The organism is Marinobacterium sp. xm-m-312 (genome assembly GCF_013283295.1).
GTDB lineage: Bacteria > Pseudomonadota > Gammaproteobacteria > Pseudomonadales > Balneatricaceae > Marinobacterium_E.
Genome location: NZ_WBYS01000001.1, coordinates 277052 through 291344, shown reverse-complemented (window position 1 = coordinate 291344; position 14293 = coordinate 277052). Strand labels below are relative to the sequence as shown.

General features: G+C 46.6%; 14 protein-coding genes and 1 riboswitch. Of the genes, 3 read left to right on the top strand and 11 right to left on the bottom strand.

The genetic code is table 11. The features are described 5' to 3' along the window. Nucleotides 1–2: 2 nt before the first annotated feature. The 10 genes from thpR to XMM312_RS01440 form a co-directional block, all read right to left on the bottom strand. A complete protein-coding gene (thpR, locus tag XMM312_RS01485; protein ID WP_173488580.1) occupies nucleotides 3–554 on the bottom strand; it encodes an RNA 2',3'-cyclic phosphodiesterase in 552 nt (183 codons plus the stop codon). Nucleotides 555–641: 87 nt separating this feature from the next. After that, nucleotides 642–1571 (bottom strand): hypothetical protein, encoded by a 930-nt coding sequence (locus XMM312_RS01480; protein WP_173488579.1) that lies wholly within the window; start codon nucleotides 1569–1571, stop codon nucleotides 642–644. A gap of 109 nt (nucleotides 1572–1680) precedes the next feature. Then, nucleotides 1681–2439, bottom strand: coding sequence for an ABC transporter ATP-binding protein (locus XMM312_RS01475; RefSeq protein WP_173480548.1), 759 nt, complete (start codon nucleotides 2437–2439; stop codon nucleotides 1681–1683). Further along, on the bottom strand, nucleotides 2436–3191 hold the full coding sequence (locus XMM312_RS01470; protein ID WP_173483300.1) for an ABC transporter ATP-binding protein: 756 nt from the start codon (nucleotides 3189–3191) through the stop codon (nucleotides 2436–2438). The genes XMM312_RS01475 and XMM312_RS01470 overlap by 4 nt, the downstream gene beginning before the upstream one ends. Nucleotides 3192–3213: 22 nt before the next feature. Next, a complete protein-coding gene (locus XMM312_RS01465; protein WP_173480546.1) occupies nucleotides 3214–4329 on the bottom strand; it encodes a branched-chain amino acid ABC transporter permease in 1116 nt (371 codons plus the stop codon). A gap of 1 nt (nucleotide 4330) precedes the next feature. Beyond that, complete coding sequence (locus tag XMM312_RS01460) at nucleotides 4331–5347, bottom strand: branched-chain amino acid ABC transporter permease (RefSeq protein ID WP_173480545.1); 1017 nt, start codon at nucleotides 5345–5347, stop codon at nucleotides 4331–4333. Between the two features lie 89 nt (nucleotides 5348–5436). Then, nucleotides 5437–6786: a substrate-binding protein gene (locus tag XMM312_RS01455; RefSeq protein WP_173480544.1), complete on the bottom strand. Its 1350-nt coding sequence runs from the start codon at nucleotides 6784–6786 to the stop codon at nucleotides 5437–5439. 282 nt (nucleotides 6787–7068) lie between these two features. Beyond that, nucleotides 7069–8709, bottom strand: a complete 1641-nt coding sequence (gene groL, locus XMM312_RS01450; protein ID WP_173480543.1) for a chaperonin GroEL — start codon at nucleotides 8707–8709, stop codon at nucleotides 7069–7071. 47 nt (nucleotides 8710–8756) lie between these two features. Then, nucleotides 8757–9050 carry a co-chaperone GroES gene (locus tag XMM312_RS01445; RefSeq protein WP_173480542.1) on the bottom strand — a complete coding sequence of 98 codons (294 nt, stop codon included), beginning with the start codon at nucleotides 9048–9050 and terminating at the stop codon, nucleotides 8757–8759. A gap of 220 nt (nucleotides 9051–9270) precedes the next feature. Then, a complete protein-coding gene (locus tag XMM312_RS01440; RefSeq protein WP_173480541.1) occupies nucleotides 9271–9774 on the bottom strand; it encodes an FxsA family protein in 504 nt (167 codons plus the stop codon). A gap of 441 nt (nucleotides 9775–10215) precedes the next feature. On the opposite strand from XMM312_RS01440, the gene XMM312_RS01435 reads away from it, so the two are divergent. Continuing rightward, entirely contained in the window at nucleotides 10216–10977 is a 762-nt protein-coding gene (locus XMM312_RS01435; protein WP_173483302.1) for an SDR family oxidoreductase, read from the top strand. Between the two features lie 111 nt (nucleotides 10978–11088). After that, on the top strand, nucleotides 11089–12495 hold the full coding sequence (locus XMM312_RS01430; protein WP_173488578.1) for an MFS transporter: 1407 nt from the start codon (nucleotides 11089–11091) through the stop codon (nucleotides 12493–12495). A 66-nt stretch (nucleotides 12496–12561) separates the two neighbouring features. Here XMM312_RS01430 and XMM312_RS01425 read toward each other — a convergent pair whose 3' ends face one another. Further along, a complete protein-coding gene (locus XMM312_RS01425; RefSeq protein WP_173480538.1) occupies nucleotides 12562–13044 on the bottom strand; it encodes a YajQ family cyclic di-GMP-binding protein in 483 nt (160 codons plus the stop codon). Between the two features lie 67 nt (nucleotides 13045–13111). Between XMM312_RS01425 and XMM312_RS01420 the strand changes: the two genes are divergently transcribed. Then, nucleotides 13112–14011: a ketopantoate reductase family protein gene (locus XMM312_RS01420; RefSeq protein WP_173488577.1), complete on the top strand. Its 900-nt coding sequence runs from the start codon at nucleotides 13112–13114 to the stop codon at nucleotides 14009–14011. A gap of 70 nt (nucleotides 14012–14081) precedes the next feature. Beyond that, a riboswitch (cobalamin riboswitch) is annotated at nucleotides 14082–14262 on the top strand. The last annotated feature ends 31 nt before the right edge of the window (nucleotides 14263–14293 follow it).

Sequence of the window (14293 nt, the reverse complement as noted above, 5' to 3'; positions counted from 1 at the left end):
GTTTAGCGTGTAAGTGGCACTTCGAAAAGCGGCTTATAGACACTGCCATGATCACCCTCAGTGCTCTGAAGAAGCACAATCGAGTCAGCCGGCAGGCTATGATCGATAGGCGGCAACTCTCTGTCGACAGCAAATCGATTGTCCGCTGGCAAGCGTGCCAAGGTGACGTGGGGCATAAAGTTCTGATCTTTACAAACAATGCCAACCTCTTCGGCTAACGCCACTAACTGCTCATGGAGCATCGTTAGCTGACTATTCTGCGCGGTCATCGCCGCGATCAGGGAGAGTCTCGGATTAACGGCGTAATAACTGACCTGATCTAGCTGAACGGTAAAACGACTACCAAAATCTATTTGAGTGGCACGTTTCTCGAGCTGTTCTATCTGTTCTAGGCTGACATCTCCTAAAAAGCAGAGCGTCAGGTGATAGCCAGATGAATCAAACCAAGTTGCGTCCAGCCCTAAATCAAACTGACACAACTCATCAGAAAGATTAGCGAGCTCTCGAGCCGTTCTATCAGTAATGCGTAAAGCAAAAAAGGTTCTTAGCTTCACGTCTTAACTCAGCTCCATTTCATGTGGCGCGTATTGTGCCCATTGGCAAGGATTTGGACAAGTATTGATCAGTTGCGAATAATTCAACTAACGAATAGCTCCTTCAAGCAGCAGCGTATTGAGCTGTTGTTTGATGTTCAATAGTTCGGCATTGACCGACTGGCGACTAGAATCAATGGAGCGGAGACGATCTTCAATGGTCGCTAAACGGCCATCAAGATCACTGGAATTGGAACCTGCCTTAACTTGTTCAAGCTGCTCTGAAAGCCTTGCTCTCTCGTCCCGTTCAATAGAGAGCTGAAACTCAAGGTCACTGTTGAGTTGAGCTACCCGTTCACTTAATTGAGCGATCTGCTTATCTTTACTGGCAACTAGGTCATTAAGTTTTGATAGTTGCTGGTCACGTTTTTTCAAACTGCTATCAAATTCTGATATTGATTTGGACAGTTTATTAACAGACCCTTCGCTCTTTTTAGCTTGTGCTTGAACTTGATCCACACCTGACTGAATGCTTTTTATCGATTCAGCCTGAGATTTAATCAGTTTAGCTTGTGCTTCAATCGTCTTGCCCTGCTTCTCCAACTGAGGCTTATTGCGCTGATACGAAACGGTCCAAAGCTTAGCGATCTCAGAGTCAAAATGCTTAATACGATCTTCAACACGACCATTAAGCTGCTCTAATCGAGAAGAGAGGGTTTCACCTGATTGTGACGCTGAAGTCGTTGTCTTCGTCAGCGTTGCATCGGTACTCTCAAGCCATAAGTTCATCTGTTCCAGAAGAACGGATTGTTGATCCATCTTTTGAGTCAGTTGGTAGTTCCATACAGCCATAGCCACAGCCACTAACAGTGCAATAACAGCAACACCCGTTGCTAAACCACTACTTTTAGAAGAGGGCTTAACGGCGGCATTAGTGGGGTTGTTAGGCACTTGAGGTTTTTGCTTTTCAGGTTCAAGAGTGGGCACTGGCTCGGCCAGTTGATCTAAATTGAATCCTGGTTCGCGACGTTCAGACATTGAAGAGGGTTCTTACTCAATTAGAAAGGGATACATTACCAGTTTTATCCCCCCCAAAAAAGAGTGCCCAGCAAAGCTGGGCACAGGTGGAGTACTGATAAGAGCGCGATTAAATCGCTAGGTACTCGTTACGAAGCGCTTCGTTATCAAGAACTTCTTGAGCGGTTCCGTCGAATACAACGTTACCGGTATCAAGGATTACTGCGCGATCAGCAAGCTTCAGTGCAGCAATTGCATTCTGCTCGACAATCACGGTGGTAATACCCAGCTCTTTGATCTCACGTAGAGTACGCTCAATCTCTTGAACGATAACAGGAGCCAGACCTTCATAAGGTTCATCAAGAAGAAGAACTTTGATGTCTCGACAGAGCGCGCGACCGATCGCAAGCATCTGCTGCTCACCACCTGACAGAGTGACGCCCTCTTGGTTACGACGCTCGCCCAGACGAGGGAATAGCTCGTAGATGCGTTCGATATTCCAACCTTTAGGAGGCGCAATTTGAGCCAGCTGCAGGTTCTCTTCTACCGTCAAACCAGGAATGATACAGCGATCTTCAGGAACCAGTGCAATACCCGCTTGTGACGCTTCATACGCTGTCATGTCGTGAATATTTTGGTGATCCAACCAGATCTCACCGCTTTTTAATACTGGGTCATCACAACGTGCGATGGTACGCAACGTTGATGTTTTACCGGCACCGTTACGGCCAAGTAGAGCAAGAATCTCACCCTCATGGATATTGAAACTCACACCCTGAACGATGTAAGACTCACCGTAGTAACCATGAATATCGTGGATAGAACAGTAGGTAACCGGTGTACCCAGGTTTTGAGTTCTAACGGCTTCAGTTGCGACTGTATTGGTCATACTTCCGCTCCTCCCAAGTATGCTTCACGAACTTTAGGGTTCACTTTAATTTCATCTGGAGAACCCTCAACGATCACGTGACCTGCTGCCATTACACTCACTTTATCAGCGAGTGAGAAGACTACATGCATATCGTGCTCGATGATGACCATGGTCATTCCATCCGCTTTGATCTTCTTCAACAGATCGATGGTGTTGTTGGTATCGGCACGTGCCATACCCGCGGTTGGTTCATCAAGAAGTAGTAGTTTTGGCTCTTGAGAGAGACACATTGCCAACTCAAGACGACGCTTATCACCACGGCTCATGCTGCCCGCGTGAGTATCAGATTTACCTAGCATGTTCACATACTCTAGGTATTTAGCAGCCTTCTCTTGTAGGTCTGCATCCTGATCAGAACGTTTCCAAGCATTTAACTTGAATTCGCCATCGCGGTGAGCCAACAGTGGGATCATCATGTTTTCCATGATCGTAAGATCAGCAAAGATCTCAGGAGTCTGGAATACGCGTGAAATACCCAACTGGTTAATCTTATGTGGCTTAAGGCCAATCATGCTATTACCAGAGAACGAAATCGTGCCGTTATCTGGGATCAACTTACCAATGACTGCGTTCAGTAGTGTTGATTTACCGGCACCGTTCGGACCGATGACCGCATGAACGGTTTTTTCTTCAATTTTTAAGTTGACGTCATCCAGTGCTCTCAAGCCACCGAATGTTTTGTTTACGCCAGAGATTTCTAGTACTGACATATAAATATCCTGTTAGCTTGAGTTACTCTTCGCCCTGCTTCGAGAAGCGAGCTTTGATTCGACGGTAACCTTCCATGATGCCACCAGGCAGGAAGATAACGACCAGCATGAAGATTAGACCTAGCGTTAGGTGCCAACCTTTACCTACGAACAGAGACAGTACTGGAACAAGGCCAGAGACCAAGAAGTCTGGTAGGAAATCTAGAGCGCTAGTCAGAACTGCACCATCGATAGCAGAGAAGATGTTCTCGAAGTACTTGATAGCTACCGCACCAAGGAACGGGCCAACCAATGTGCCGACACCACCAAGGATTGTCATAAGAACAACCTCACCTGATGCAGTCCACTGCATACGCTCCGCACCCGCTAGAGGGTCCATCGCTGCCATTAAGCTACCAGCAAGACCCGCATACATACCTGAAATTACAAACGCTGCCAGTGCATATGGGCGAGTGTTCAAACCTGTGTATGACATACGGTTTTGGTTAGTTTTAAGGCCACGTAGCATCGAACCGAAAGGTGAACGAGTGATACGTAGAGCGACATAAAAACCAACAATCAAGAATGCTGCACAGATGTAGAAGCCAGCTAGGCCACCAAAGTCTGTCATCTCAATGCCGAATAGGTTGGTACGAGGTACCGCACCTTCAGCTAAAGGCGCATCCCAAGCACGTGGGTCAGCCGCTTCAACCTGCAGACCTGTCTCACCCATGGTAATAGGTGTGAGTACAGAGTAAGCAAGGTTGTAACTCATCTGAGCTAAAGCCAGTGTCAGGATCGAGAAGTAGATACCTGTACGGCGAAGACAGATGAAACCAATGACTAGGGCGAAGATACCTGACACCACAACACCGGCAACCATCGCTGGAAGGATGTTCAGTGTAAACAGCTTGAAGATCCAAACCGTTGTGTAAGACCCCACACCGATAAACGCTGCGTGACCAAACGACAGGTAACCTGTCTGACCAAATAGAATGTTAAAGCCAATTGCGAACAGACCGAAAATAGCGAAACGCTGCATCAAGTCTGGGTAGGCTGCACCGAATGGCTGAAGCCAAAGTGGCATTAGCAGGACGGCTGCTGCAAAGCCCAGCAGCATCATCATGTCTGATTTAGGTGTAAATTTATCAATATGCATCTTAGTCCTCCATTACACCCTTGCGACCCATTAGACCACGTGGACGAACGAGCAGTACGATCATTGCAACTAGGTAAATAATTACCTGGTCGATACCTGGGATGATTTGTTTGATTTCGTTCATCGATGCGAACGATTGGAGGATACCGAGTAGGAAACCTGCCGCTACCGCACCCGGTAGTGAACCCATACCACCCACTACTACAACTACGAATGACAGAACTAGGAAGTCCATGCCCATGTGGTAGTTAGGAGAGAGTATTGGTGTGTACATCAAACCTGCCAAACCTGCGACGACCGCAGCTAGACCGAAGACGATACTGAAACGTTTGGTGATGTTGATACCCAACAGCTGAACCGTTTGACGATCCGCCATACCGGCACGAACCACCATACCAAAGGTTGTAAACTGCAAGAAGGCAAACACTGCAGCGATGACAATCGCAGCAAAGCCTAAATAAACAAGACGCCATTTCGGGTAGACGATATTGTCACCTAAGCCCAAGAGTGCGCCGATGTTCGCTGTACCCTCAAACATTTCTGGTGCTGGCTGTGGAATCGGGTTTGCACCGTAGATAGCTTTGATGATCTCTTGAATAACGATCGCAAGACCGAAAGTTACAAGGATCTGATCAGCATGTGCGCGACGGTAGAAGTGGCGAATTAGACCACGCTCCATCACCAAGCCAATCACAAGCATGATAGGTATAGCGATTAAAATCGATATTGGAACAGACCAGTCGATAATGGCTCTACCCGTATCACCGAGCCAGAGCTCTAGGTATGGGATCTCTTTGAATGCTTCAAAGAAAGTAACCGACTCATCTTTAACTTTTGTTGAAATAGTAAGTACTTCGCGAACTGAAACTGCGACGAAAGCACCCAACATGAAAAGAGCACCGTGAGCAAAGTTCACGACACCTAAGGTACCGAAAATCAACGTTAGACCTAGGGCAATCAGTGCATAAGCACCACCCTTATCTAGACCGTTCAAGATCTGGAGGATTATTGCATCCACAGCTATGAATCTCCAAAAAAGCTAATAAAAAACGAAGGGGTCCCTTGGACCCCTTCGCGTGCCAAGGTGTAATTAAAATTACACTTGGATTAAGACCACTGAGCGCCGCCGGCGAATGGGCCTTCGTTTGGATCGTAAGTAAGCTTCTCACGTGAAACCACATCCAATACTTCAAGACGGTCGAAGTCAGATGTTGGGTTCATGTTACCGCGTACCACTAGGCCATTCTTCATTACCTGGTGGTCCGCTTTACGGTATAGAGAAGCACCGTTACCCATGCCATCGAACTCGTGATCTTCAAGAGCAGCGATAACTGCTTGTGGATCGAAAGTACCAGCACGCTCAACAGCATCTGCGTAAAGCATAGTCTGTACGTAACAAGTGTGAGCAGCCTGTGATGGTGGGAAACCGTATTCCTGACCGAACGACTTAACAAATGCTTTAGAACCTTCGTCAGTTAGCTTCCAGTTCCAGTTTGTAGAACCTAGGATGCCCTTCATGTTGTCGCCCGCACCTTTCGCCATTAGACGAGAGAATAGAGGAACGATGATCTGGAAGTCCTTACCGTTAACTTGCTTATCTTTCAGGCCGAACTGAATCGCCTGAGTCAAAGAGTTAACCATGTCACCGCCGTAGTGGTTAAGGATAAGAGTATCTGCACCAGAGTTTAGGATTGGTGTGATGTACTGAGAGAAGTCACCTGCACCTACTGGTGTTTTAACGTTAGCAACTGTGTTCCAGTTTGCTTCAGCAGCCATACCCTTCTCGATAGAGTCCTGCTGAGACCAGCCCCAAGTATAGTCAGCTGTTAGGTGGTAAACCTGACGATCTGTACCGTACTCGTTTTTAAGTACTGGACGTAGCGCTAGTGCTGATTGGTGACAGTTGAACATGTGGCGGAAACCGTGACGACGACGGTCTTTACCAGTTGTATCGTTTGAGTGTGTTAGACCTGCCATGAAGATGGTACCCATCTCTTCAGCTAGAGCCTGAACTGCGATAGCTACACCTGAAGATGAACCACCAGAGAACATGATAACGCCATCTTTCTCGATCATACGTTTAGCCGATGCACGTGCTGCGTCAGACTTAGTCTGAGTATCACCAGTTACGTACTCAACTTTCATACCAAGAATACCGTTACCTTTAAGGTTCATTGGTTTCATGGTTTGCATCATGCCGCCATCGCCTTCGCCGTTAAGGTGTTTAACAGCAAGTTTGAATGCGCGTAGTTCGTCTGCACCCTCATCTGCGTAAGCGCCTGATTGAGGTACGTTAAAACCTAGGACACACTTACCAGAAGCCTTAGGGTCGTTACGGAACGAACCTGCAGCAGAAGCAGTTGGGATGTAGAAGCTTGGTACTGCGATAGCCGCTGCAGAAGCTGCAGTGCCTTTAAGTACCGTACGGCGTGAAACGCCTTGAGTCTTATCAGTCATTACTTTGTAACTCCGTTGTTGGGTTTGTTTTTATTACAATCGGAAACTGCAAACTACTAGAGTCAACACTGAGTGACTACCCTACTAAAGGTTGATTTAGACCAATGTACTAGGAAAACTCTTTCAAGATATGAAATCTCATACCAACCTATAACCAAAGTAAAAATATTAAAGTAAATACAAAAACTTAGCGGTATAAAGAACCTCTTCAACTACTGAATTATAGACATAAAAAAACCCCGAGCGGCTGACCGCTCGGGGCTTCACATTTGGGGGGGATGATTACATCATGCCGCCCATACCACCCATGCCACCCATATCAGGTGCACCCATAGCTGGCTTATCTTCTGGGATCTCAGCAACCATCGCTTCAGTCGTAATCATTAGACCCGCAATTGACGCTGCCGCCTGAAGTGACGAACGAGTTACCTTAACAGGGTCGATGATACCCATCTCAAGCATATCGCCGTAGACTTCTGTACCCGCGTTGTAACCGTAGTTACCTTTACCGTTACGAACTTCGTTGACAACCACTGATGGCTCACCACCTGCGTTTGCTACGATTTGACGAAGTGGTGCTTCCATTGCACGTAGTGCTAGCTGAATACCGATCGTCTGATCATGGTTGTCACCCTCTAGGCTCTCGACAGCCTGAAGTGAGCGAATCAGAGCAACACCACCGCCAGGAACGATACCCTCTTCAACGGCTGCACGAGTTGCGTGAAGTGCATCGTCTACACGAGCTTTCTTCTCTTTCATCTCAACTTCAGTCGCAGCACCCACTTTGATCACTGCAACACCGCCTGCTAGCTTAGCAACACGCTCTTGCATCTTCTCTTTGTCGTATTCAGATGTAGTATCTTCCATCTGTACACGGATCGCTTGAACACGAGCGTCGATGTTTGCTTTAGCGCCAGCACCGTCAACAATGGTTGTATTCTCTTTGCTGATCTCTACGCGCTTAGCTTGACCAAGCTGCTCAAGTTCAACTGCATCTAGGCTCAGACCCACCTCTTCAGAGATCACCTGACCACCAGTAAGAATAGCGATATCTTCAAGCATCGCTTTACGACGATCACCAAAACCTGGCGCTTTAACAGCACATACTTTGACGATGCCGCGCATAGTGTTCACTACAAGAGTCGCTAGCGCTTCACCCTCAACGTCTTCCGCTACGATAAGCAGTGGACGTGATGATTTAGCAACACCTTCAAGTGCTGGAAGCAGCTCACGGATGTTAGAGATCTTCTTATCAACTAGAAGAATGAATGGATCTTCTAGTTCAGCAACCATAGAGTCTTGGTTAGTTACGAAGTAAGGAGATAGGTAACCGCGATCGAACTGCATACCTTCAACAACGTCTAGTTCGTTTTCGAAACCAGAACCTTCTTCAACAGTGATGACACCATCTTGGCTTACACGCTCCATAGCTTCTGCAATGATGTTACCCACTTCAGCGTCAGAGTTTGCAGAGATAGTACCAACCTGAGCAATCGCTTTAGAATCAGCACATGGCACAGCCATTTCAGCAAGCTGAGCAACTACAGCAGCAGCCGCTTTATCGATACCACGCTTAAGATCCATTGGGTTCATTCCCGCTGCAACAGACTTAAGACCTTCATTAACAATCGCTTGAGCTAGAACAGTTGCAGTCGTAGTACCGTCACCAGCAACGTCGTTAGCTTTAGAGGCTACTTCTTTAACCATCTGTGCGCCCATGTTTTCGAACTTATCTTTAAGTTCGATCTCTTTAGCGACTGATACACCATCTTTAGTCACTGTTGGTGCACCAAATGATTTTTCTAGTACAACGTTACGACCTTTAGGGCCTAGAGTTGTTTTAACCGCATTTGCTAGAACGTTTACGCCAGCAAGCATGCCCTGACGAGCATCATTTCCAAAGAGTACTTCTTTAGCAGACATTTCTTAGAATCCTTTAAATTTATTCAATTCTTTACCAGTAAAACGAATTAGGCTTCTAGTACGCCGTAAATTTCGCTCTCTTGCATGATCAGCAGCTCTTCACCATCTACTTTGATAGTGTTAGTGCCCGCGTACTGACCAAAGATCACTTTGTCACCGACTTTGACAGACAGCTCAACAACCTGGCCATCATTAGTGACACGACCAGCGCCTACTGCGACAACCTCACCTTGGTTTGGTTTCTCTGCAGCTGCACCTGGCAATACGATACCGCCAGCCGAAGTAGCTTCTTCTTCGCTACGACGAACTACTACACGGTCATGAAGTGGACGAATTTTCATCTGGTTCTTCTCCTGAATCTAGGATCCAATACGATGTTGGTTTTTTTGTTTAAAGCCAGTGAACCAATAATTCACCGACAATTCTTAGGTGAAATATTTAATTGGGGAGGGGGGAAAAGATTTCAACACCCAAGTTGAAAAAAATTTAAATTTTCAACTTAGGTCTTAGCAGGCCACAAGCAGAAAGTGCAGGACTTATTAATGGACAACCCGGTGTAAATTAGTGCAACCGTTTGTCGTCGTTATTACTTGTTGGGTCATTCACCTCAACAAAATCACCATCAATGATGTCACTTCTATTTTGAGAGAAGGGTTCTTGGGAGTTCTGGGTCGATGAGTAAAAGTGTGCTTGCCCACCACTCTTAGTAAACGCATCACTTATGCGTTGTCCGAAAAGATTAAAAAACAGGCCACGAGTGAATGGCAACAGGCAGGAGAAACCAATTACATCGGTCACAAACCCAGGAGTAACCAAAAGGGCTCCGCCTATCGCTATCAATATCCCATCTCTCATTTCTGATAGCGGAATCTCTCCACTCTCAATACGACTGCGAGCTTTTAACAGGGTCGTCACACCCTGATAACGCAACATATTTACCCCGATAAAAGCTGACAGCAGAACCAGGCCCACGGTATACCAGCCACCAATCGCTTGACCGACCTTTATAAGGATGGTGATTTCAATAACGGGGATTACGACAAAGATAATAAAGAGTATTGGCATGCTGTTCTCGCTCTGTTTTAACAAAGGCTATCAAGGCTTAAAAGAAATCTAAAGAGAACAACAGGTGGTTTAACTTAAATTTACATTCAGGCAACTATTTACATATGGGCTACATTCGAGCCACAACCGGACTACAACTGGGCTTTTGCAGCGCAATATCACTTTTGTGCAGTGATCTTTTACCTATGTCTAATACCTTAGATGGCGGGTATAACCAACTTGAATAAACAATAAATTCAATTACTTAAATGCACAAAAAAGGGTTTGACCCGAACCTCTGCAAACAATTCTTTTCAATTTTTAAAAAACTCCACAAAAGCTATGGATTTTGCACTGCAGAAGGCTTAGTTTGTGCAGTGCACTAGCTGCAACGCAAAATAAAAACAGGCAGCAATCAGCCTTAAGCGCTGAAAATATTAGATTGTTGGTAGGAGTCCGGAAATGGATCTAAAAGATAAAGTAGTAGTGATCACTGGTGGTGGTCGTGGTCTTGGCCGTGCAATGGCACTTGAGCTAGCAAACAAAGGTGCACGTCTTGCACTGGTAGACCTTAACCAAGAAGACCTTGATGAGACTCTCAATCAAGTAAAAGCTGCTGGCAGCGATGGCCGCACTTACGTATGTAATGTCTCTAAAGAGGCTGAAGTTGAAGCTCTATTCGAATCGGTGGTTGCTGATATGGGTGGCTTAAACGGTCTTGTTAACAATGCTGGCATCACACGTGACGGTCTATTCATCAAAGTAAAAGATGGCGAAATCGTCTCGAAAATGAGCATGGATCAGTGGAACCTAGTAATGGATGTAAACCTTACTGGTACTTTCCTTTGTGCCCGTGAAGCTGCGGCACAAATGATCAAAAACAAGCAAGAGGGCTGCATTATCAACATCTCTTCTATCTCGCGCAGTGGCAACATGGGTCAGACCAACTACACCGCTACTAAGGCAGGTGTTGAAGCGATGGCCGTTACTTGGGCGAAAGAACTTGCTCGCTACGGTATCCGTGCAGCATCGATTGCACCAGGCTACATCGGTACTGAGATGGTTATGGCGATGAAAGAGGAAGCACGCGAGAAAATCGCTGCGGGCATCCCGGCTAAACGTCTTGGTAAACCTGAAGAGATCGCTCACACAGTCTCTTTCATCCTTGAAAACGACTATGTATCAGGTCGTTGTTTCGAGGTTGATGGCGGTCTTCGAATCTAATTCGAATCGCTCTCTAAAAAAGCTGGCTTCTGCCGGCTTTTTTATTGCTTCATTTACCGTTCATACACGAATTGATAGCATCAACTTTAAGTTTTAAGGATGCTATAAAAAATGTTAACAAACTGGATCGATACCCTTCGAGTTTATAAAGATAAGCGCCTACTTTGGGTCTTCTTGATGGGGTGTAGCTCCGGCTTCCCCTGGGTTCTAATCGGCTCCAACATGAGCGGTTGGCTCAAAGATGAGGGCCTATCTCGAACCGCCATCGGTTTCTTCGGTTCGATCTTTGCCGTCTATGCATTTAACTTTTTATGGGCCCCTTTGGTCGATCGTGTTCGCCTGCCTGTTTTAAGCCGTTTAGGACAACGCCGCTCTTGGATATTTTTATGTCAGGGCATCATGCTGTTTATGATTCTGCTGATCACTCAGGCAGACCCAAGCAGTGCCTATTCCGCGATGGGAGAACCAACCACAGAGTCTGGCAAAGTGCCGGGTATGCTCTACATCTCACTGATCGCATTGATGATCGCCATTGCATCGGCCACCCAAGACATTGCAGTTGACGCTTTCCGTATCGACCAGTTTGATATCAATGAAACCACGAAGATGCCGCCCGCTTCAGCTATGGCCGTTGTCGGCTGGTGGACTGGCTACTCGCTTCCAGGCTACCTAGCCTTCGTTAATGCCGACTCAATGGGCTGGAATGGTGTCTTCGGTGTTATGGCAGTGATCATGGGCCTATTAATGGTATTTACTCTGTTAGTGGGTGAGCCAGTCGATCGCCGCTCCAACCTTCAGAGCAAACTGGAAGAGAACTACCAAAACCGCTTTGGTTTAGGTCGCTTCGCCAGCTGGTTCGCAGTTACGGTCATTGAACCCTTTGCCGATTTTATTCGCCGAAACGGTCTGTCGGTAGCCATCACACTAATCGCCTTTATCTTTATGTTTAAGATTGGCGAGGCTTTCTTGGGCCGGATGTCAGTGGTCTTCTATAAAGAGGTTGGCTTTACAAACGAGCAGATTGGTGAATACACCAAGATGCTAGGCTGGATCGCGACGGTAGTGTTCACACTCATCGGCAGTGCCATCAACGTTCGCTTTGGTGTGCTTAAAGGGCTTATGATTGGTGGTATCGCAATGGGTGCATCTAACTTAATGTTCGCACTGATAGCAGAAGTTGGGCCAGTAGAGTGGCTGTTTGCAGCAACTATTATCGTCGATAACTTTACTACCGCCTTCTCAACAGTTGCCTTTGTAGCCTTCCTAACAGCACTGACAGGACGAGCGTTCAGTGCCACTCAATACGCCCTACTCGCGTCGTTGGGTAACCTCGGTCGTACAACGCTGGCGAGCTTCAGTGGCACCATGGTAGATGGCCTTGATGGTAACTGGTCACTGTTCTTTATCATCACCTTCTTGATGGTCATTCCATCACTGGTCATGCTGTGGATGCTGCGCGACAAACTGGAGGTAGCTCAAGCTAAGACTCTAGAACAGAATCAACGTGAGCAAAGCTGATCACGACTCTTAAGAAACAAAAAAGCGACCTCTTTTCAGACGTCGCTTTTTTATTGAGCGTAACCTCTAGTCGCGGAAGTTTTTGTACTGTAAAGGCAGTTCAAAATCTGACTCACGCAGCAGCGCCATGACCGCTTGAAGGTCATCACGTTTCTTACCGGTGACACGCAGTTGTTCGCCTTGCACTTGAGTCTGAACTTTTAGCTTTGAGTCCTTGATCAATTTACCTAGCTTCTTGTTCGCCGCCTGATCTAGACCTTGCTTAAGAACAATCGTCTGGCGAGCCTGTTTACCATTCTGCTCAGCTTTTTGAATGTCCATGCAGTTTGGATCGATCTTGCGATTAACCAACTTAGCTCGAAGCACATCGATCATCTGCTTTAACTGGAAGTCCGCTTCAGCTACCGCTTTAACCGATTCACCGTCTAGCTCAAAACTGGCATCCACGCCCTTAAAGTCAAAACGTGTTGAGATCTCACGATTCGCTTGATCGACCGCATTAGCCACTTCATGAGAATCTACTTCAGAAACAATATCGAACGATGGCATCGCCCTCTCCTCTCTTAAAACGAATGAATGGTCGATATAATACCTTTTTTCATTAGGAGTGGTACGTGTGACTTGGCATATAATTGGTGCCGGTGCGATTGGCAGCCTTTGGGCTGATCGATTACATCGACAAGGCGAAGCGATTACACTAGTACTCCGCTCCTCTGAGCAGGTCGACGCATTCAATCGCAATGGACAATCACTTCGTGTTGAGAGCCCTAATAAAGAGTTGAGAGTGGTTCAATGCAAAGCGACCTGCGCAGAAAATCTCTCAGACACCATTACACATATACTAATCACTACTAAAGCGTTTGATGCACTTGATGCCATTAACAGGGTTAAGAATCAGTTAGCGAGCGATGCCACCATCGTCGTTATGATCAATGGCTACGGCGTACAACAGACGATTCAAGAGACCTTTCCAGATCACAACATTTTATTTGCCAGTACGACCGATGGTGCTTTTAATCTAGCCCCTTTCCATACGGTTCATGCGGCAAATGGCACTACGCTAATCGGAAGCCTTAATAAAAAAGTAGATAATAAAGTATCACCGATTTGTGGGGCCGACTGGATCGATGATATCGATACCATCCTATGGCGAAAAGTCGCGATAAACTGCTGTATAAATCCTGTCACTGCTATCCATCAATGCACTAACGGCGAAATATTTTCGACTGAGAAGCGGGCAACAGTGACAACCAACCTGGCAGAGGAAATTGAGCGGCTTGAGATCAAGATGGGGGTTGATCGTCAAACCCCTCTCATTGATGAAGTTAGAAGCGTTACCGAATTAACCTCTAAAAACCGATCATCCATGTTGCAGGATGTCGCAAAGGGTCGACGCACTGAAGTTGAGCATATTAACGGGGCCATTGTGGATCTCGCTAAAAAGTACGCCGTCGATGTTCCCTATAACCAAGAGATGTTTAATACCATCCAAAGCCTAACGCTTACCGAACGCTAACAGAGTGAATGCCATTCAACATCGCTTGAATCGATTCAAGTTGCCTTACCAAGTCGCACTGCTACAATGCGCGTCACTCATCGGAGTAGGTGCCCTTTAATAGGGTTAAACGGGAAGTTCAGTGAAAAACTGACGCTGCCCCCGCAACGGTAAGGACGGTTATTTCAACATCATGCCACTGGCGACAGCTGGGAAGGCGTTGAGATAGAGACCTCCAAGCCCGGATACCGGCCCACTCTCAATTCCATCCAACCATGCGCGGTGGGCGCATCGAGAGAGATC

Coding starts and splice junctions, on each gene's coding strand:
- XMM312_RS01475 (WP_173480548.1), bottom strand. CDS start 2,439: ATGACCAATACAGTCGCAACTGAAGCCGTTAGAACTCAAAACCTGGGT.
- XMM312_RS01465 (WP_173480546.1), bottom strand. CDS start 4,329: ATGCATATTGATAAATTTACACCTAAATCAGACATGATGATGCTGCTG.
- groL (WP_173480543.1), bottom strand. CDS start 8,709: ATGTCTGCTAAAGAAGTACTCTTTGGAAATGATGCTCGTCAGGGCATG.
- XMM312_RS01440 (WP_173480541.1), bottom strand. CDS start 9,774: ATGCCAATACTCTTTATTATCTTTGTCGTAATCCCCGTTATTGAAATC.
- XMM312_RS01455 (WP_173480544.1), bottom strand. CDS start 6,786: ATGACTGATAAGACTCAAGGCGTTTCACGCCGTACGGTACTTAAAGGC.
- XMM312_RS01445 (WP_173480542.1), bottom strand. CDS start 9,050: ATGAAAATTCGTCCACTTCATGACCGTGTAGTAGTTCGTCGTAGCGAA.
- XMM312_RS01430 (WP_173488578.1), top strand. CDS start 11,089: ATGTTAACAAACTGGATCGATACCCTTCGAGTTTATAAAGATAAGCGC.
- XMM312_RS01435 (WP_173483302.1), top strand. CDS start 10,216: ATGGATCTAAAAGATAAAGTAGTAGTGATCACTGGTGGTGGTCGTGGT.
- XMM312_RS01470 (WP_173483300.1), bottom strand. CDS start 3,191: ATGTCAGTACTAGAAATCTCTGGCGTAAACAAAACATTCGGTGGCTTG.
- XMM312_RS01425 (WP_173480538.1), bottom strand. CDS start 13,044: ATGCCATCGTTCGATATTGTTTCTGAAGTAGATTCTCATGAAGTGGCT.
- XMM312_RS01480 (WP_173488579.1), bottom strand. CDS start 1,571: ATGTCTGAACGTCGCGAACCAGGATTCAATTTAGATCAACTGGCCGAG.